The organism is Microvirga rosea, assembly GCF_020595095.1.
In the GTDB taxonomy this organism is placed as follows: Bacteria; Pseudomonadota; Alphaproteobacteria; order Rhizobiales; family Beijerinckiaceae; genus Microvirga; species Microvirga rosea.
Genome location: NZ_JAJDOP010000002.1, coordinates 12,313 through 30,007, shown reverse-complemented (window position 1 = coordinate 30,007; position 17,695 = coordinate 12,313). Strand labels below are relative to the sequence as shown.

The window sequence follows — 17,695 nt, the reverse complement described above, 5'->3', positions numbered from 1 at the left end:
CACAGCGCCGGGTCAGTGCGTCATTGGCCCCGTCTCACTCCTGTCCGACAGGGCGCTGCCGGCTGCGCCCCTTGGCCACGTACGGCAAGGCGAACATGTAAAGGCCTGTGAACAGCAGCAGAAAAAGCGGGAGCAGTGGCGAATAGACGACCAGCGCGGGTGGTTCTCCTAGCCCCATGGCGACGAAATTGGCGACGACGGTCACCGTAAAGGCGATCGACAGCCAGCGGTGTGCCTGTCGGACCCAGTTGTTCCAGTTCATGATAACGTCCTCTGAAGATAAGCCGAGCGGATCGCCCGATCCGCTCCGTAGCTTTCAATCGATGCGCGCCAGGACCTGCTCCAGGTTCGCGAAGAACCCCTGCCATCCCGCCCTTGCGCCCCCGTAGGCCTGCTTCTGATCCGGCCGGAAGCCCACCTGCGTCATGCGCAGGAGCGTCCCTGTGCCCGTCGGGGTAAGCGTAAAGGTCACGACGCTCTTCAGGTCGAACGCCGCATCGTCGTGCGTGAAATTCCAGGTGTAGGACAAGGTGTGGTGCGGCTCGATGGCCAGGACTTCGCAATCCAAAACGCCGCCCCAGTCTCCCCGCAGATTGAAGCGGTGGCCTACAGCGGGCTTGAAGTCGTTCTTCATCAGCCATTCCGCGATCAGGTGCGGTTGGGTGAGCGCGCGCCAGATCTTTTCCGGTGGATGGGGGATCTCCCGCTGAACAACGACGGAGCGTATTTCGGTCGACGTTTCGTTCATTGGTCCATCCTTTTCAGCAGATCTTCGAGGTCGTCGAACCGGCTTTCCCAGAAGCCGGCCATTTGGCTTGTCCAGTCGATCAGCGGAGCCAGGGCTCCAGGCTGTGCACTGTAATGCGTCTGACGACCTTCATGGCGGTGGCGCACCAACCCGGCCTGCTTCAGGACCCCGAGGTGCTTCGAGACGGCCGGTTGCGAGACCTTGGCTTGCGCCGTCAGGGCGGCCACGGTCTGGTCTCCGTCGCGACACAGCCGCTCGAAAAGCGCTCGCCGCGTCGGATCGGCAAGCGCTCTGAAAAGGACGTTATGGGTTTGTGGCATCTTGATTGATAACTCGATGGTTATTGATTGGACCAATAACCGTCGAGTTATGTATGAGTCAAGCACCCCATGAAGCGCTACCATGTTCCCGCACCCAACCGCCGGCCAAGTGGTGTCGGAAGGGCAGTCACATTTCCCTTGACCCGGCCCCTGGGGAAGCCCCGATGACGGAACGCGGTCCGTCGATGACAAGGTGATTCATGAGCACTTCCGCTCTCTTCCTGAGCCCAGCTGAAGCCGCCCAGCGGCTCGGTGTTTCCGCGAAGGCCCTGCGGCTCTACGAGCAGCGCGGCCTCATCACGCCCCTTCGCACTGCGGCCGGATGGCGGGCCTATGGGCCGGACGAAATGCAACGGGCCAGCGAGATCGTTGCGCTGCGGGCGCTCGGCTTCAGCCTCATGCAGGTGGCGCGGGTTTTGAAGGGAGATCCCAGGTGCCTGGAATCGGCTCTCGGAACTCATCGGGCGATGCTCGAAGGGCAGATGCGTCAGCTTGCCGGTCGCATCGAGACACTGCGGAGCCTGAGCGACGGTCTCGCGCGGGGCCAGAAGCCAACGGTCGGGGAACTCACCCGACTGATCGCGCCAGCCTCCGAGGTTCAGGTCGCTTTCGATCTCCCTTGGCCTTGGGGAGGCGAGAGGTTCGAGTTGCGCGATATTCGGCCGCTGAACTACATCATCGGCCCCCTTGGCAGTGGAAAGACCCGGCTGGCGCAATGCTTGGCGCGAGCGTTGCCCGATGCCGCCTTCCTCGGGCTTGAACGACAAATCGAGGGAGGTGTCGCGGCTCAGGAGCGATTGCAGGGTGACGCGGCTCTCAAGATCCGAGTCGATCGGACCATGGCATGGCTCGTCGAGGATGGCGCTACGGAGTCGGACGCACTGACGTCGTTGATCACGTGGCTGGAAACCGAGGAGCCGTCTGTCCTCGTCATCGACATGATCGAGCAGGGGCTGGACCAGGGGACGCAGGAAGCTCTGATCGCTCATCTGCGCCGCCGTGGCAGCAGTGGAAAGCGGCTCTTCATTCTCACGCGCTCCTGCGCGATTCTCGATTTGACTGCCGTGGGTGACAACGAGGCGATCATCCTCTGTCCCGCGAACCATAGTCCGCCTGTTCGCGTCCCTCCCTATCCGGGTGCTCCGGGCTACGAGGCCGTCGCGACGTGCTTGGCCTCGCCCGAGGTCAGGGCGCGAACCGAAGGCGTCATCGCGTGGCGCCCCCATGCAGGAACCCATGTTTCGTGAAACCATCTTTCACGGCGGCTTCGTGACGAACATTCGAGCGAGTTTTTTCCTCGTTTCGAACAACGGTCGACGACAGCCGGGCAGGGCTTGTCCGAACCAAGCCGGAGGTGGAGCCTGCGCACGACTTTGATCGATTTGCAGTCGCGACGGTTGCATCAGGGGTTGTCAGTGGGTCGGTGAACCCTACGATCACGTAGGTCTGCGCTGGAAGATTACAGCAGATCGTCACGTTGCCATCCCGCTGCTCCCTCCTTCTCCGTTTGTCCCTCTTCTCCGCACTCGGATGGCTCATCCTCAGCTCAGCACTTTCCGAGACAGCCCTCGCACAGACGACAGATCACGCCCCCGATACCCCGGCAGCTCGGGTGCTCGGCTGCGCTCCCTGTCACGGCGCGCAGGGGCAGGGGACGAACGATCTGTACTTCCCATGCCTTGCAGGCAAACCAGCTGGGGCTCTGGTTCATCGGCATGATCGTGACCACGTTCCCGTGGCACTGGGTCGGCATTCTCGGCACGCCGCGCCGCATGGCGTTCTTCGACTACAGCAGCCCGGCGCTCGCGGCGGATGCGATGTCGGTGACGATGTCGGCCTTCGGCGGTTTCATCCTGGTGGCTTCCGGCGTTCTGTTCTTCGTGGTGCTGCTCCAGGGCCATCGGGCGCCTGAGGTGGACGCGGGCGAATACCGCTTCGCCGCAGCCATCCATCCGCCTGTGGCGCTTCCGGCTGCCCTCAACGGCTATGCCCTTTGGGTCGCACTGATGGTCGGCCTGACGGTTACGAATTACGGTTTCCCGATCATGCAGCTTCTGGTCCGGCCGAAAACATCGGTGCCGGCCGTCTACGTGGGAGCGCAACGATGAGTACGGACTCCGTCTTTTCGTTGAAGAACCGCTGGTTCGTTGGCGCCGTGGGCCTCGCTGCGGGCCTGTTCGTTTTCACCGCCATCCTCGGGCTCATCGAGCTGCCCTTCGCCCAGCGTGACGTGACTTTCGAGGGGATCTGGGACGCGATCTGCAGCGCGGCGGGCGTTCCACTGACGCGGTCGAGCGCCGCCCCGGTGCAGCCGGACTTCAAGCTCTCCACGGTGGTCGTAACCGCGACGATGCTGAGCAATCCGAGCCAGGAATCCATCGGACGGGGCGCGACCCTCGCGCAGCAATGCGCGATCTGGCACGGCCCGGTCGGAGTCAGCCGGGCGGATTCTCCCAACCTTGCGGGCCAATACGCCCCCGCGATCTACAAGCAGCTCAAGGACTTCAAGACGGGCGCTCGCGTCAATGCGATCATGACGCCGTTCGCCGTTCCGCTGAGCGAGCAGGACATGGTGGACCTTTCAGCGTACTACGCTTACCTGCCGCGTCTTCCGGCCTACCATCCCGAACAGGATAAGCCGGCGCCACGGATCGTCGTGAACGGAGCACCGCTGCGCAATGTCGCCTCGTGCGGGTCGTGCCATGGAGCTCTCGACAACAAGGCCGGCAGTCCGTGGCTGGAGGGCCAATCGGCAGCCTACATCAAAGCGCAGCTCGAAGCTTTCACGTCAGGAGCGCGGCGTAACGACATCAGCCAGCAGATGCGCAATATCGCGCGCCAGATGACCCCCGAGGAAATCGACGAGGTCGCCCAGTACTATTCGGCGCAACCCTCGCAGACGAAGCGGGTAAGCACCCCATAAGGCACGTTGCTTCGATCGGCGTTCTTGTCGGGATGGCAAGCGTCGTGCGGCATCGTTCGCTTGTCGCGTTTTCCTGCTCTCAGGCGGGCGAGGGGACCGGCTTGTAGAGAATGAAATTCTCATGCCGTTCATTGTCCAGATGGAAAAACGCCGAGCCCGTCCGCTCAAAGCGATGCTGCTCGTAAAAGCGTATCGCCCGCGTGTTCTCGTGATTGACGGCAAGCCAGACTCCGGGAATCTCAAACCTCGCGCAGTACGCGTACATGTGTTGGAGGAGCGCTCTGCCGATGCCGCGTCTGAGAAAGTGCTCCTGAACATAAAGCCTGGCAATCTCGACACGGGCTTCCGGGTCAGTAGGAGAGGGCGAGTTCAGAAGCAGCCTCAGATAGCCGACAAGGTGCGCATTCTCTTCATAAACAAAGAAGACCTGGTTCTTGTCGTCGATGCTTGCCGCCAGCTTTTGAGCTGTGAACTCTTCCAAGACATAGTCGGAAAGTGCGCTCCGGAGCCCCTGCTTTGCATAAGTGTGGAGCCAAACCTGGACGGATAAGGCCGCAAGGTTTCCTGCATCGGCGGCCGTCGCTACTCGGATCATCGGATTTCATCCCTGTCGGAATAGGAATAACGGCCCGGCACTCTCGGCACAACTTATGCGCTGTCTGATAGTCAGAAGATTTTTCGGCAACTTTCGAATTCTGCGGGCTTATCGGCCCTCTTGACGAAGGGGGGAATGCTGAGGGCATCGATCTTGACTGGCATTACGGAAGCGTCAACGCCGCTGACGACACAGGAACCGCATCAGGCGCCGTTCACATCAATGGCATAGCAACCGTAAATGCTCGACAGTTTACAACCGGCATGTGTTTCACAGGAACAATATTGCCAACGCGATAAACCACAAGATCGGTTCGAAGTGACCGGGGCTGTACAGGTAATCGACAGAAGGTCGGCTGCGTCTACAATTTGACCAGAGCAAGCAACGCTTGGGACGAAGCAGCCGACAGCGATCCAAAACGCCAATCCTATAAAAACGCCTGGCCACTCCCAGAACGATGCTCCCATTCTGCCGGTCGATTCCGAAGAGTCTCGGCCTAGGTTGCTGTGCAGCGGGTTCTGCTCGGATATGTCCGAAGGTAATGAGTGGAAGTATGATCCTGGCCGTTCGGCGTCCATAGGGCTTGGCCTTTCCGGCCAATAGCGACGGTTGCGCATCGCAACGATGCCTATGAGGCGTCTGGGTTGCCGGCTGAAACATTCAACGGACTCCTCACGACCGTCATTATTTATCAGGTCCTTATTCTGGCTCTTGGGCTTTGGGTGCGGCGAAACTATATGCCAAGCCGCAGCCTGAACCGATGACCCGAGGTAACGCCATGTCTCGCTATTTCTTCAATGTGCATATCGGTGAACACCTCATCAGCGACCCTGAGGGACAAGTTTTCCCCAATGCGAGTGAGGCGTGGGAGGCGGCCAAGGCGATGGCTCAGGACCTCATGGCCACTGAGTTTTCCAAGCCGGTAAACTGGTCGACCTGTCATATCGAGGTAATAGACGAGGCCGGTGAGATTGTCCTGGAGTTTCCGTTCTTGGAAGCTGTTCAGTTCACACAGCAACCGCACTGACGCTCCATACCAGTCAACAAACAAGCGGACACTTGGGCTTCCATCGCCAGATCGAGCCCAGGGATGTGGGTGGCTGGCATTTTCAACAGGAAGGCTGAAGGCTTATGCGCCTTGTTGCGTAGTCCAGCCACGGAGCCGCGTGTGCACGTGTCCAGCGGCATGTCACGAAGGGGCTTGGTCCAGTCCAGGACGCCGAATGGGTCTTCCTTCGTGCGGTGTGCGAGGCCAGCGAAACGGCCGATCTCTCGATAGAGGGTGACGAGACCGCCCCTTTCGACGCGCATGCCTTGATGCCCGGAACCTTCATCTTTTCCGTCATTGAGAGCTGCCAGCCATTCTTTAGTTCTCTTGTCCCCGCCATTGCCGAGGTTATCGATCCAAGCTTCTAGATCCTGCACGTCGTAGCGGAGGCCTGCTTGCAGCGGGTGTCGAGCCCCAGCTCGATACTGAACCCGCACCGGATTTTGCTGCACTCGAAGAGATCTTCTTTCTTGGCTCAGGACCTGTAAAACGAGTGGAAGCGTCGGATGAAGGCTTCGACCCTTGAGCGGACATTCTTCTCAAGCACTTTCAGGTCTACCTCAGCCGGAAGCGTCCGCTTTCCACCGCCTTGCCGATTGCATCGCAGGTTTCGTCAGCGCTCAGGCCTGCCACCGACAGCGCATGGCGCTCCAATGCGCCCAAATTCCCGAACTGCTGGTGCAGCGCAGAAATTGCAACCGGATCTGAAAGGGTGTCACCGCCTCGTTCGCGGCATCGTCTGATCGCCTCCTCCAGATCCGGACGAAGGATCACATAGTGCAGGACCGCTCCGGTATTTCGGAACGCGTCTAGGAACCAAGGCCCAATGATGCCATCCACCAGTACGAAGTAGCCGCCCTTCGCATAGCGGGCAGCAGCCCCGGCCAGTACGTCGATCACTGTTGCATTCTGGCGGTGGGCCTCGGGATGCCACGGTGGAATCGAGCCTGCTTTGATGAAATGCCAGAATTCGTCCGAATGCAGGTGGACCTTCGGGCTGCCGGACAGCTGCGCAATGCTGTTCGCGGCAGTCGTTTTGCCTGAACCAGGGGTTCCGGTCACGATAAGAATCTCTTCGGGTCTGAACATCTTGCGCTCGTGGCTTGGTCGTCTTGCGCTCGTGGCCTGGTCGTTTCGCCGGTTGCTATTGCAGCATGGGGCGGTTTTGTGGGTGGAGCGCCACAGGATCCAGAACATGTTCGCACAGCTCGAAGATTGGCACGGACTCGCCATTCGCTTTGACCGCTGCGCATACCTTCTTCAGAGCGATCGGCATGGCCGCGGCAGTCATCCCCTGGCTCGGCAAATCAGGCCTGACCCTAGCAAATCGATCCCCAGCCAGGAGAATGCAGCTCCCAGCTGGGGACGCTTCTCATAGGTCGGGGGGGACCTATCGGGCTGATACACAACGCGCCCACCCGCATGTTGCGCCTTTGATTGTAAACAATTCGTAGCCGCCTCGCAGCGGCTTTTCCCTGTCCCTGCCTGCGTCCGTTATTCTTGTTATGTTCCGGTTTTAGGGAATGCATGAGCCGCCATCTCCCGCGTCCTGTTCAACAGCGGCAGAGTTCGTGGATCCGGATAGCGGGCTTGTTGCCTCTGCACATAACAAGTCCGATGTCAGGCTGTCGGCCAATCGAGTTGGTATTTTAGGGATCGGCGTATAATGGGTCGGCAGGGCGCCAAGCCCGCAGATCGAGAGATGTCACAAAGACCTGCGGGATGGGCTGACGATCGCATGATAGGCGGTTTCGGCGTCAGGTGCTCGCCGGATGGCCCCCACCGTATTCTGCTCGCGCAGGCGGCGCGCCACGCAGGCTAGCGCACTCAGTTGCTCTCCACGCGGCACCATATGTGGCAGCACGAGGAAGAACAGGATATCCACTGGCTTCGCGTCAACCGCCTCGAACTCGATGGGCCGCTTCAGGCGGGCAAGGATCCCGAACGGCCTATCGATGCCGTCAAGACGGACATGCGGGATCGCAATTCCATCGCCCACCCCGGTCGTACCCAAGGCCTCACGCGCGTACATCGCCTTCAACAGTGTCTGCCAATCCCGGTGAAGCCCCGCGCCCGCCCTTCGTGCGAGCTCCTCAAGAATGTCTTCCTTGCGGTGGGCCTGCAGATCGATGATCACGTTGGCCAGCTGCAAAAACTCTTCGATCCTCATGATTGCCTTGAGTTTATTTTCAATAGGGCAGGCCGTTTGGGTCAGTCCGGTGCCTGAAGGCGATAGCCGACGCCGGTCTCTGTGTGAATGAGAGCAGGCTGCTCAGGATCGTCTTCGATCTTCTGGCGCAGTTGGCGGATATGGACCCTCAGATTCTGGGCCTCCGCGATGCCTCCCCAGACTGCGTGGATGATGAAGCGATGTGTCAGGACCTTGCCGGCATGCTGAACGAGGATACGCAGGATGTCGTACTCGCGTGGCGAAAGCTTCACCTCCTGGTCATGGACCGTCACGATCCTGCGCACAAGATCTACCTTCAGCCCGCCAACCTGGAAGATCGGCCGCTCACCCTGCTGCTGCAAGCGGTGGCGGATGGCGACGCGGAGGCGAGCGATCACCTCCTTCATGCCAAACGGCTTGGTGATGTAGTCGTCCGCGCCCAATTCCAAGGCTTGGACAATGCCAGCCTCATCGGCGCGGCTCGACAGGATGACGATAGGGAAAGGCGCGCCGTCGCCTTGGAGTTCGGCCAGCAGGTCCATGCCGTTGCGGTCCGGAAGGCCGAGATCGAGCAGCATCACGTCCGGGGCACCGTCTCTGATGGATCGGAGCGCCTCCTCTACGCTGCCGGCTTCGCGGACGTCGTAGTCCTGCGTGGTCAGCCCGGCGCGCAGGAGCCGCCGGATCGGCGGTTCGTCGTCAACCACGAGGACCTTGATGCTGGATGCGGTCATGCCACGTCTTGCTCCAATTTTCCTTGATCTGGAACCGGCAGTCTTACCGTGAAGACCGCTCCCTTTCGGTCGGTGCGGTTCAAGGCCACGATCGTTCCTCCCATGGCTTCGATAAAGCCACGACAGATCGGCAGACCCAGGCCGGTTCCAGCCCTGACGCGGTCGCCCTTCCGCGCACGGTAGAACTTGTCGAAGATCCTCTCGACATCCTCTTCCGGAATGCCGTCTCCTTCGTCCAGGACCTGGAGGACAATGCTTCCCAATTCCTCCCATGCCTGGATCAGGACGATTGCTTGCGGCGGCGAGTACTTGGCCGCATTATCGAGCAGGTTGAAGAGGACCTGCTCGAACAGCACCGGGTCGACGGCGACCATGGGCAAGTTGGCGGCGAGGTGAAGTTCGACCCGGTCATTCGACAGGACCTTGCGCGCACGCTGGAGGGCAGCGCCGAGCATGTCGCTCAGGTCATTGAGCGCGATGTTCGGAGCGATAGCCCCAGCCTCCAGGCGTGTCATATCGAGCAGATTGGCGATGAAACGGTTCAGCCTTTCCGCCTCGTCCTGCACGGTCGCGAGCAGGTCCTCCTTGGATTCCTCGTCCAAGTCTGCCGAATAGCCCTTTAGCGTTCCCGCCGCGCCGATGATCGCAGCCAACGGGGTCTTCAGGTCATGGGAGATGGACGTCAGGAGCGCGGACCTCAGGCGATCCGACTCGGCTGCAAGGCGGGCGCGGTCCACATCGTCAACCAGACGGATGCGTTCCGCGGCCTGCGCGGCCTGATCGGCGAGGGCATGGAACAGGCGCCGCTGCTCGGGCGAGAGAAGGATACCTGGCTTGTCGCGGTCAATGCCGATCACGCCCACCGTCCCCCGGCTCGTCCGCATCGGAATGAAAAGGCGTTTGGCTCCCGGGAGCGTGTCGGAGCCACGCCCTGTCTCGCGATCATGTTCGAAGGCCCACTTGGCGGCGCCTAGGTCGGCCTCGTCGAGCACATCCTCCGGCGGATAGCCGGACTTCAGTTCCAGTCGACCATGTTCCGGCATCAGGACGACGACGCGGACCTTGAGCATCGAAGCGATCTGGAACGATGTCGCCCACAGAAGATCGTCCAGGGAGCCGACGGTCGAGAGCTTGCGGCTGAAGAGATAGAGATCGTCTGTGGTCTTGGCGCGCTGGCGCGCGACGATCGCCTGGCTGCGCACCCGGGCCGTCAGATTGCTGGCGATGAGGGCGACGAGCAGGAAGAAAAAGAAGGCGAAGATGTTCTCGGGATCGGCGATGGTGAAGGTCCGGACGGGTGGCAGGAAGAAGAAGTTGAATGCCAGCACGCTCATGATGCTGGCATAAAGACCTGGCCAGAGGCCGAACGTGACAGACGCGCCGAGGATTGCCGTCAGGAAGACCAGGGCAATATTCTGGACGTCCATGAAACGGTCAAGGACGATGCCCAAGACGAGGGCTCCGAGAACGAAGGCCGTACTCGCAAGATAGGCGCGCGCGTCACGTTCCGTATGTACGGGCAGAAGACGACGCTGCCGCATGGACTGTTCCTGCTCGTCGCGGAGCGCAATGACGTGGACGCTTATGTCTCCGGCCTGCCGGATGATGTCATGGGCGACAGAGCCCTGGATCATTTCCTGGAAGCGTGACTTGGCAGGTTTGCCGATGATGATATGGGTCGCGTTGTGGGTCTCGGCATAACGGATGACTTCGCTGGCCACATCGCGACCGGGAATTGTCACTGCTTCGCCGCCCAAGCGTTCGGCAAGGCGCAGCATCTCGCTGATCCGGTCGCTCGCGGTATCGGGACGCCGGAGGGACGCCGCCGTCTCCACGTGCAGCACCGTCCAGGGCGCCTGAAGCCGCTCGGTCATGCGGCGGGCATAGCGGACCAGGGCCTCGCTGCCGAGGGTATCGTCGACGCAGACCAGGATCCGTTCCCCGGCGGCCCAGGGTCCAGGGATCGCGTTGGCCTGCATATGGTTCAGGAGCTGCGCATCCACCCGCTGGGCCGTGCGCCGAAGGGCCAGCTCCCGCAGGGCCGTCAGATTGCCAGGCGAGAAGTAGTGGGCCACGGCGCGCTGTGCCGTCTGCGGAACGTAGACCTTGCCTTCGTTGAGCCTCTGAATCAGGTCCTGGGGCGTGATGTCGATGACTTGGATATCGTCCGCGCGCTCCAGGATTGCGTCCGGGACGGTCTCGCGCACGCGGATGCGGGTGATCTGCGCGACCACGTCATTCAGGCTCTCGACATGCTGGACGTTCATTGTGGTGAACACGTCAATCCCTGCCGCGAGAAGCTCCTCCACGTCCATGTAGCGTTTGGGATGCCGGTTTCCCCCGGCATTTGTGTGGGCCAACTCGTCCACGAGGACGAGCGCGGGCCGACGCTTCAGAACGGCGTCGAGATCCATCTCCTCGAGACGGTGACCCTTGTAGTCGCGCACCTGCCTCGGCACGATCTCGAACCCCTTCACCAGCGCCTGCGTCTCCTGGCGACCGTGGGTCTCGACCACTCCGATGACGACGTCCGCGCCCTCCCGCCGTTTGGCCGCCGCCTCCTGCAACATCTCGTAGGTCTTGCCGACACCGGGCGCGGCGCCGAGGAAGATTTTGAGACGGCCACGGCTCTCCTGCCGGGCTGCCTGAAGCAGAGCGTCCGGCGAAGGGCGTTGGTCGGAAGCTGAACGGCTGTCTGACATGGGCTCTCAGGAAAGGAGGGGCCTATCCCAAGCCGCCTCCGGCGTGACATTACCCGTTTGCACGGTCCAGGGCGAGGTTGAGCTTGAGAACGTTGACCCGCGGTTCGCCCAGCAGGCCCAACATCCGATCCTCGGTATGCTCCGCCACAAGCTGACGCACCAGATCCTCCGGCAGACGTCGCGCCATGGCCACCCGCGGCACCTGGAACAGGGCTGCTTCCGGCGAGATGTGTGGATCGAGACCGCTGCCGGAGGTTGTCACGAGATCGATGGGGACGCCTTGGTTCGGGTTCTGGCTCTTGCGGGCCTCGACCTCGCCCTTGATGTGGTCAATCAGGGCGCGGTTCGTGGGCGAAAGGTTTGAGCCGCCGGAGTTCGCTGCATTGTACGGCACGGAGGACATCTTGCTCGGATCTGCGGGATCAGGGCCTACCGTAGCAGATAGGCGGCCATGGAAGTAACGTTCGCCCGTGAAGTTCTGGCCGATCAGCTCGGATCCGACCACTTGGCCGTTGACCGTGATGAGACTGCCATTCGCCTTGTCGGGCATGACGGTCTGGGCGATGCCGGACATGCCGAGGGGATAGAGAAGTCCCGTGAGCGCCGTCATGGCGACGATCATCACAAGGGCGGGGCGAAGTTGACGAAGCATGATGGTTTTCCTTTCAGGCAAGGCCAATGGCGCTGATCGCAAGATCGATCGCCTTGATGCCGATGAACGGGATGGCGATGCCGCCGAGACCGTAGACGAGCAGGTTGCGGCGCAGGAGAGGCCCGGCGCCGACGGCCCGGTACTTAACGCCCCTGAGAGCCAGCGGAATCAGCGCGATGATGATGAGCGCGTTGAAGATGATAGCGGATAGGATTGCGCTCTCAGGTGTCGCGAGACCCATGATGTTGAGAATGCTTAGCTGGGGGTAGATCCCAGCGAAGATGGCCGGGATGATCGCGAAGTACTTGGCGACGTCGTTGGCGATCGAAAAGGTCGTCAATGAGCCGCGTGTCATCAGGAGTTGCTTCCCAATCTCTACGATCTCGATCAGCTTGGTGGGATCGCTGTCGAGATCGACCATGTTGCCGGCCTCGCGCGCGGCCACCGTACCGGTGTTCATGGCAACGCCGACGTCGGCCTGCGCCAGAGCGGGCGCGTCGTTGGTGCCGTCCCCGCACATGGCCACGAGCTTGCCCTGCGCCTGCTCCGAGCGGATGAGCTGGAGCTTGTCCTCCGGTGTCGCCTGGGCAAGAAAATCGTCTACACCGGCCTCAGCGGCAATGGCGGCCGCCGTCATGGGGTTATCGCCGGTGATCATGACCGTGCGGATCCCCATACGCCGCAGTTCGGCAAAGCGCTCGCGGATGCCGCCCTTGACGATGTCCTTGAGCTGGACCACGCCCAGCAGGCGTCCACCTCGGGATACGGCCAGGGGGGTCCCGCCGGCCATCGCGATCTCGTCCGAGATCGCCTGGAGCTCACGCGCTTGCTCCAGGCTCACCGAAGGTTTGAGTGCCTGTGCTGCACCGCCCCGAGCAACGGGGTCTGCGGCGCTCAGCGAGGCCAGGATCGAATCCACGGCACCTTTCCGGATCGAGCTCCCACCGAGATCCACACCACTCATGCGGGTTTGGGCGGTGAACGGCACGAAGGTTGCATGGAGCTCGGTCATGTCGCGGCTGCGGATGCCGTACTTCTCCTTGGCGAGCACCACGATGGAGCGGCCTTCGGGCGTCTCGTCCGCGAGCGATGCCAGCTGGGCGGCGTCCGCCAATTCCTGCTCGCTCACGCCGCTGACGGGCCGGAAAGCCGTCGCCTGGCGATTGCCCAGCGTGATTGTGCCGGTCTTGTCGAGCAGAAGCGTGTCGACGTCACCAGCGGCCTCGACCGCACGTCCGGACATGGCGAGCACGTTGAAGCGCACCAGACGGTCCATGCCGGCAATGCCGATGGCGGACAGTAGCGCGCCGATCGTCGTAGGGATCAGCGTCACGAAAAGAGCGACCAGCGCAGTGATCGGGATGGCGCCGCCTGCATAGGCGGTAAAGCTCGGAATCGTCGCAACAGCGATGATGAAGATGAGCGTCAAACCAGCGAGCAGGATGTTGAGGGCAATCTCGTTTGGGGTCTTCTGACGTGACGCGCCTTCGACCAGCGCGATCATGCGATCAATGAAGGTCGAGCCCGGTGCTGCGGTGATCCGTACCCGGATCCAGTCCGACAGCACTTGGGTGCCGCCCGTGACCGCAGAGCGGTCGCCGCCCGATTCCCTGATGACGGGAGCTGACTCTCCCGTGATGGCGGCCTCGTTGACGGAGGCGACCCCCTCGACCACTTCGCCGTCGCTAGGGATGATGTCCCCGGCCTCGACGAGGACGACATCGCCCACCTTGAGCTGCGTGCCGGGAACGACATTGTAGTCGCGCCCTGACGCGCCGGAGAGCAGCTTGGCCTGCGTCTCCGTCCGCGTCTTTCTTAGGGACATTGCTTGGGCCTTGCCCCGGCCTTCGGCCACCGCCTCGGCGAAATTCGCGAAGAGCAGGGTGAACCAGAGCCAGAGAATGATCTGGAACGAAAAGCCGAGACCCGTCCCACCTATCGCCAGATCCTTGAAGAACAGCACGGTTGTGAGAACCGCCACGGCCTCGACGACGAACATGACCGGGTTACGGATCATGACCCTGGGGTCGAGCTTGGTGAAGGCTGCCCCAAGTGCGGAGATGATGATCTTGGAGTCCATGAGCGAAGCCTGCGGGGCGCCGCCATGGGTGTGTGCGGTATTCATGAATGAACTCCTGGCAAACGTGATCGGGCCGTCAGGCGGTGGCGATGCGGATGATGAAATGGAAGAGACCAATCAGGACCGTTATCCCGACGGTCATCGCCAGGACGACACCAAGTGGGCTCCAGGACCTGATTCTCAGGCGGGAGCGATGGAGGGGCCGGGCCATGCTAGCCCCCCGCAGAGAAGGTCTGGCCGGCGATCATTGAGAGATGCTCGACGATGGGACCAAGAGCGAGAGCCGGGAAGAAAGTCAGGCCGCCGACGATCAGGATGACGCCGACAAGAAGGCCGATGAACAGGCCACCATGGGTCGGGAAGGTGCCAGCGGAGGTCGGCACGGTCTTCTTGGCCGCCATGGATCCGGCAATCGCAAGGGCCGGAGCAATGACCAGGAATCGGCCCATCAGCATGGCGACGCCGATGGTCAGATTGTACCATAGTGTATTACCTGAGAGGCTGCCGAAGGCGCTGCCGTTGTTGGCAGCTCCCGAGACGTAGGCATAGAGCACCTCGGAGAACCCGTGCGGGCCTGGATTCCCGATCGAGGCAAGACCTGTGGGCATAACCACGGCTAGAGCCGTGAATCCCAGCATGGCGAGTGGCAGGCACAGGATGGCCAGGATCGCCATCTTCACGTCCTTGGCCTCGATCTTCTTGCCGAGATATTCCGGCGTGCGTCCGACCATCAAGCCAGCTACGAACATGGTCAACACGACGAAGAGCAGCATTCCATAGAGACCAGCGCCCACGCCGCCGATGACGATCTCGCCCAACTCCATATTGATGAGCGGTATCATGCCACCGAGCGGCATGAAGCTCGAATGCATGGCGTTGACCGCACCGCAGCTCGCAGCGGTGGTGACCACTGCAAAGAGTGCGGACATGGCTGTGCCGAAGCGGACCTCCTTGCCCTCCATGTTGCCGCCGTCGACGCCAAGGGCATGTACGAGAGGATTGCCAGCGGCTTCTGCCCAGTAGGCCACCAGAACGCCGACGAAGAAGATGAGACCCATGGCACCAAGGATGGCCCAACCCTGACGTTGGTCGCCGACCATGCGGCCGAAGACGTTAGTCAGCGCTGCGCCGATGGCAAAGATCGACACCATCTGGAGGAGGTTTGAGAATGCGTCGGGGTTCTCAAACGGATGGGCCGAGTTTGCGTTGAAAAAGCCACCACCATTCGTGCCCAGCAGTTTGATGGCAAGCTGCGACGCCACAGGTCCGACGGCGATCGTCTGCCTCGCGCCTTCGAGCGTCCTCGCATCGATATAGGCGGACAGGGTCTGAGGCACACCGCGTGAGACATAGAGCAGGGTCAGCACCACGCAGAGCGGCAACAGCACATAAAGGGTCGCCCGCGTCATGTCGGCCCAGAAATTGCCGACGCTCCTCGCCGAGGTGCGCGAGAAGCCGCGGATGAGCGCCACTGCGATGGCAATGCCAGTCGCGGCCGAGACGAAGTTCTGCACCGTCAGGCCGGCCATCTGCACGAGGTACGACATCGTGCTCTCGCCGCCGTAGTTCTGCCAGTTCGTGTTGGTCATGAAGCTGACGGCGGTGTTAAAGGCGAGATCAGGAGCGACGGCCGACATACCCATGGGATTGTACGGCAGCACCGCCTGGAAGCGCTGAAGGGCATAGAGCACGACAAAGCCCAGCAGGTTGAAGGCCAGCATCGCGAACGTGTAGGTCAGCCAATGCTGCTCTTCTCGCTCGCTCGTGCCCGACAGCCTGTAGAGTATGGTCTCGACAGGATGCAAAATGGGAGACAGGAAGGTGGGCTCGCCGTTGAACACGCGCATCATGTACCAGCCCAGGGGCTTTACGAGTGCGACCACGATGGCGCAGAAGATGAGGATCTGGATCCATCCATTGATAGTCATGATGGCGGCCTCCGTCAGAACCGCTCGGGTCGAACGAGAGCGTAAGTGAGATAAAAAACAAGGCCAGCCGTCACGAGGCCGGCCAGGGTGTAGTCGAGGGTCATGGCGAGGTCCTCAGAGCCAGTCGCAGGCGGTGGTATAGGCGATGGCAAGGCCGAAGAAGCCGAGCCCAAGCGCAAGCATCAGGATGTCCATCATAAGGTTCCATGCGTAAGGCGTGCCGCAGGAACGCCGCTCGCCTGTGCCGTAGAGATGTCGAAACTCGTATAAAGATTCGAGAGGGCTGCCCGGCGGTGGGTATAAAATTGTTATAAAGATTGGGCCTCGCGGGAGCGCGGCGCGGAGCCGGCACGTGCTAGGCCGAACGGGCTTCCGCGAGCATGAGATGCACCGCCCATGGGAAAAGCGGCGACGGCATCGGGTATCACGATTGGTCGCGCATTGTGCGGATGCGGTCCCCACCAGAGCCAAGCCACCCCCTTGTCGAGCATCATGCGGATGCCCTGACCCTACAGGTCGAGGATACGACCTGTCGCCACTGCGCCGGTACGATCAAGAAGACCATCGAGACAGGCTTGCCTGGCACGAGCGTCGCGGCCGATCCCACCGCATGGAGGTTGGTCATTCACGGGCTTGCGAAGGCTGGAGCGGTCATGCGAGCGCAGCTCGAGATATGGAGCTGACCACGCCTCGTCGCTTGCGCCAAGGCGTCGGCGCGCGTTGTTCCAAGAGCCGACGTATGTCCGAAAAACGAGACATCAATTCACGGGCTGCGCTTCCGGAAACTTCCATGTCCCATTCAAAACCTCGGGCTTTGGACGGTATAGCCGGACCATATAGTTCCAGCCAGGCATGGTCGGCAGACAGTTGACGGCCTTGTCATCGCAGCCGCCGAATTGAATCGCGACTGAACCGTCCGCACCTTTGCGGGCCGTGATGTTGTTGATCGAGTAGGCATTGTAGGGGTTGGGCTGATAGTAGCCTTGGGCATTGTAAAGACTGATCGACCAGAACCCATCAACCGGCACCTCCTTGACGTACAGCCTGTATACCGTCTTGCCGTCGTTCCGGGATGGCGTGATGTTGAGATAGAGCGCATCCGTCTCCGGGTTCCCGCCCCAGGCCGAGGCCGCGCCGATCAGCCGCCGGACCGGATCGACGGCATCCTTCGGCCCGAACATGCGCTTCGTATCGGGCAGAGTCGAGGCGAGGACCAGCAGCGCGTCGCGGACGGTCTTTTGGCTGGCCTGATCCCATTTCGGTGGTTCGAACTTTCCAGGGCCTCCAGGCTGGTCGATCCGGATCGCGTCCTGCAAGGTATGAACGGTGGCCACGTCCTTCGGATCTGCTGGGTCGACCAGAGTCCGGATGGCGACCAGAACGTAGCGCGTCCCGATCTTCTCCTTGGTCAGGGTATGGCTTCCGGTGCCGTAGGCGACCTCCGGCGTGTACTGGTCCTCGTCGATCACTTGCATCGACATGAACCGTGTGCCTGCTTCAGGCAGAGTAATCGTAACGGGGCCGGCATCGAGGTCGAACACTGCCGCGGAGTAGAGGGTATCGCGGTTGAGACGGATGACCGTCTGATTGTCGATAGCGGCAGGCTCGCGACGATGCACGAACTTGCCGAAACCACCATCCTTGATGATGTTGCTCATGTACAGGTCGCTCTCGGCCCTGGCGAAATTGTCGGCGTTGACCGGAACGGTGCCGGCCGAAGGAGCCTGGGCCTGTGTCTGCATGGGGAGCAGCACCGCTGCGATGGCGAAGGCTGCATGTCTCATCCGGATCATGA

19 protein-coding genes and 1 pseudogene are annotated in these 17,695 nt (G+C 61.5%); 5 read left to right on the top strand and 15 right to left on the bottom strand.

The features are described 5' to 3' along the window. Positions 1-34 precede the first annotated feature (34 nt). Genes LJD17_RS04415 through LJD17_RS04405 form a run of 3 tightly spaced genes read right to left on the bottom strand, consistent with a single transcriptional unit; the run spans position 35 to position 1,068 of the window. Positions 35-262, bottom strand: coding sequence for a hypothetical protein (locus tag LJD17_RS04415; protein WP_227382953.1), 228 nt, complete (start codon positions 260-262; stop codon positions 35-37). A 54-nt stretch (positions 263-316) separates the two neighbouring features. Beyond that, entirely contained in the window at positions 317-748 is a 432-nt protein-coding gene (locus LJD17_RS04410; RefSeq protein ID WP_227382952.1) for an SRPBCC family protein, read from the bottom strand. Continuing rightward, a complete protein-coding gene (locus tag LJD17_RS04405) occupies positions 745-1,068 on the bottom strand; it encodes an ArsR/SmtB family transcription factor (RefSeq protein WP_227382951.1) in 324 nt (107 codons plus the stop codon). Before LJD17_RS04405 ends, LJD17_RS04410 begins: the two co-directional genes overlap by 4 nt. Positions 1,069-1,268: 200 nt before the next feature. Here LJD17_RS04405 and LJD17_RS04400 point away from each other — a divergent pair, with 200 nt between their 5' ends. The 3 genes and pseudogenes from LJD17_RS04400 (at position 1,269) to LJD17_RS04390 (ending at position 3,991) form a co-directional block, all read left to right on the top strand. Next, positions 1,269-2,315 carry a MerR family transcriptional regulator gene (locus tag LJD17_RS04400; protein WP_227382950.1) on the top strand — a complete coding sequence of 349 codons (1,047 nt, stop codon included), beginning with the start codon at positions 1,269-1,271 and terminating at the stop codon, positions 2,313-2,315. Between the two features lie 444 nt (positions 2,316-2,759). Next, a pseudogene (locus LJD17_RS04395) lies at positions 2,760-3,176 on the top strand (cytochrome C oxidase subunit I); the annotation flags it as partial. Continuing rightward, positions 3,173-3,991, top strand: a complete 819-nt coding sequence (locus LJD17_RS04390) for a c-type cytochrome (RefSeq protein ID WP_227382949.1) — start codon at positions 3,173-3,175, stop codon at positions 3,989-3,991. The pseudogene LJD17_RS04395 and the gene LJD17_RS04390, both read left to right, overlap by 4 nt. 79 nt (positions 3,992-4,070) lie before the next feature. Here LJD17_RS04390 and LJD17_RS04385 read toward each other — a convergent pair whose 3' ends face one another. Then, positions 4,071-4,586: a GNAT family N-acetyltransferase gene (locus LJD17_RS04385; protein ID WP_227382948.1), complete on the bottom strand. Its 516-nt coding sequence runs from the start codon at positions 4,584-4,586 to the stop codon at positions 4,071-4,073. A 778-nt stretch (positions 4,587-5,364) separates the two neighbouring features. On the opposite strand from LJD17_RS04385, the gene LJD17_RS04380 reads away from it, so the two are divergent. After that, complete coding sequence (locus LJD17_RS04380) at positions 5,365-5,613, top strand: DUF6894 family protein (protein WP_227382947.1); 249 nt, start codon at positions 5,365-5,367, stop codon at positions 5,611-5,613. Here LJD17_RS04380 and LJD17_RS04375 read toward each other — a convergent pair. From LJD17_RS04375 to LJD17_RS04335, 10 genes are all read right to left on the bottom strand, one after another. Continuing rightward, a complete protein-coding gene (locus LJD17_RS04375) occupies positions 5,589-6,086 on the bottom strand; it encodes a hypothetical protein (RefSeq protein WP_227382946.1) in 498 nt (165 codons plus the stop codon). The genes LJD17_RS04380 and LJD17_RS04375 overlap by 25 nt on opposite strands. 103 nt (positions 6,087-6,189) lie before the next feature. Continuing rightward, complete coding sequence (locus tag LJD17_RS04370; RefSeq protein WP_227382945.1) at positions 6,190-6,723, bottom strand: AAA family ATPase; 534 nt, start codon at positions 6,721-6,723, stop codon at positions 6,190-6,192. A gap of 616 nt (positions 6,724-7,339) precedes the next feature. Then, positions 7,340-7,804, bottom strand: coding sequence for a PTS sugar transporter subunit IIA (locus LJD17_RS04365; protein ID WP_227382944.1), 465 nt, complete (start codon positions 7,802-7,804; stop codon positions 7,340-7,342). Positions 7,805-7,845: 41 nt separating this feature from the next. Further along, entirely contained in the window at positions 7,846-8,538 is a 693-nt protein-coding gene (locus tag LJD17_RS04360) for a response regulator transcription factor (RefSeq protein ID WP_227382943.1), read from the bottom strand. After that, positions 8,535-11,240 (bottom strand): sensor histidine kinase, encoded by a 2,706-nt coding sequence (locus tag LJD17_RS04355; protein WP_227382942.1) that lies wholly within the window; start codon positions 11,238-11,240, stop codon positions 8,535-8,537. The genes LJD17_RS04360 and LJD17_RS04355 overlap by 4 nt, the downstream gene beginning before the upstream one ends. A gap of 49 nt (positions 11,241-11,289) precedes the next feature. Beyond that, positions 11,290-11,892 (bottom strand): K(+)-transporting ATPase subunit C, encoded by a 603-nt coding sequence (locus tag LJD17_RS04350; protein ID WP_227382941.1) that lies wholly within the window; start codon positions 11,890-11,892, stop codon positions 11,290-11,292. A gap of 13 nt (positions 11,893-11,905) precedes the next feature. Further along, positions 11,906-14,017 (bottom strand): potassium-transporting ATPase subunit KdpB, encoded by a 2,112-nt coding sequence (gene kdpB / locus LJD17_RS04345; RefSeq protein WP_227382940.1) that lies wholly within the window; start codon positions 14,015-14,017, stop codon positions 11,906-11,908. Positions 14,018-14,048: 31 nt separating this feature from the next. Beyond that, on the bottom strand, positions 14,049-14,183 hold the full coding sequence (locus LJD17_RS23985) for a hypothetical protein (protein WP_264478271.1): 135 nt from the start codon (positions 14,181-14,183) through the stop codon (positions 14,049-14,051). 1 nt (position 14,184) lies between these two features. Beyond that, the gene (gene kdpA / locus LJD17_RS04340; protein ID WP_227382939.1) at positions 14,185-15,900 is read right to left on the bottom strand and encodes a potassium-transporting ATPase subunit KdpA; all 1,716 of its coding nucleotides are present in this window, start codon (positions 15,898-15,900) and stop codon (positions 14,185-14,187) included. A gap of 14 nt (positions 15,901-15,914) precedes the next feature. After that, entirely contained in the window at positions 15,915-16,004 is a 90-nt protein-coding gene (locus LJD17_RS04335) for a K(+)-transporting ATPase subunit F (RefSeq protein WP_227382938.1), read from the bottom strand. A 276-nt stretch (positions 16,005-16,280) separates the two neighbouring features. On the opposite strand from LJD17_RS04335, the gene LJD17_RS04330 reads away from it, so the two are divergent. Beyond that, entirely contained in the window at positions 16,281-16,583 is a 303-nt protein-coding gene (locus LJD17_RS04330) for a heavy-metal-associated domain-containing protein (RefSeq protein WP_227382937.1), read from the top strand. 75 nt (positions 16,584-16,658) lie between these two features. On the opposite strand, the gene LJD17_RS04325 is transcribed toward LJD17_RS04330, so the two are convergent. Next, the gene (locus LJD17_RS04325; RefSeq protein ID WP_406600761.1) at positions 16,659-17,693 is read right to left on the bottom strand and encodes a DUF1254 domain-containing protein; all 1,035 of its coding nucleotides are present in this window, start codon (positions 17,691-17,693) and stop codon (positions 16,659-16,661) included. Positions 17,694-17,695: the final 2 nt, after the last annotated feature.

Coding starts and splice junctions, on each gene's coding strand:
- LJD17_RS04415 (WP_227382953.1), bottom strand. CDS start 262: ATGAACTGGAACAACTGGGTCCGACAGGCACACCGCTGGCTGTCGATC.
- LJD17_RS04410 (WP_227382952.1), bottom strand. CDS start 748: ATGAACGAAACGTCGACCGAAATACGCTCCGTCGTTGTTCAGCGGGAG.
- LJD17_RS04405 (WP_227382951.1), bottom strand. CDS start 1,068: ATGCCACAAACCCATAACGTCCTTTTCAGAGCGCTTGCCGATCCGACG.
- LJD17_RS04400 (WP_227382950.1), top strand. CDS start 1,269: ATGAGCACTTCCGCTCTCTTCCTGAGCCCAGCTGAAGCCGCCCAGCGG.
- LJD17_RS04390 (WP_227382949.1), top strand. CDS start 3,173: ATGAGTACGGACTCCGTCTTTTCGTTGAAGAACCGCTGGTTCGTTGGC.
- LJD17_RS04385 (WP_227382948.1), bottom strand. CDS start 4,586: ATGATCCGAGTAGCGACGGCCGCCGATGCAGGAAACCTTGCGGCCTTA.
- LJD17_RS04380 (WP_227382947.1), top strand. CDS start 5,365: ATGTCTCGCTATTTCTTCAATGTGCATATCGGTGAACACCTCATCAGC.
- LJD17_RS04370 (WP_227382945.1), bottom strand. CDS start 6,723: ATGTTCAGACCCGAAGAGATTCTTATCGTGACCGGAACCCCTGGTTCA.
- LJD17_RS04365 (WP_227382944.1), bottom strand. CDS start 7,804: ATGAGGATCGAAGAGTTTTTGCAGCTGGCCAACGTGATCATCGATCTG.
- LJD17_RS04360 (WP_227382943.1), bottom strand. CDS start 8,538: ATGACCGCATCCAGCATCAAGGTCCTCGTGGTTGACGACGAACCGCCG.
- LJD17_RS04355 (WP_227382942.1), bottom strand. CDS start 11,240: ATGTCAGACAGCCGTTCAGCTTCCGACCAACGCCCTTCGCCGGACGCT.
- LJD17_RS04350 (WP_227382941.1), bottom strand. CDS start 11,892: ATGCTTCGTCAACTTCGCCCCGCCCTTGTGATGATCGTCGCCATGACG.
- kdpB (WP_227382940.1), bottom strand. CDS start 14,017: ATGAATACCGCACACACCCATGGCGGCGCCCCGCAGGCTTCGCTCATG.
- LJD17_RS23985 (WP_264478271.1), bottom strand. CDS start 14,183: ATGGCCCGGCCCCTCCATCGCTCCCGCCTGAGAATCAGGTCCTGGAGC.
- kdpA (WP_227382939.1), bottom strand. CDS start 15,900: ATGACTATCAATGGATGGATCCAGATCCTCATCTTCTGCGCCATCGTG.
- LJD17_RS04335 (WP_227382938.1), bottom strand. CDS start 16,004: ATGACCCTCGACTACACCCTGGCCGGCCTCGTGACGGCTGGCCTTGTT.
- LJD17_RS04330 (WP_227382937.1), top strand. CDS start 16,281: ATGAGATGCACCGCCCATGGGAAAAGCGGCGACGGCATCGGGTATCAC.
- LJD17_RS04325 (WP_406600761.1), bottom strand. CDS start 17,693: ATGATCCGGATGAGACATGCAGCCTTCGCCATCGCAGCGGTGCTGCTC.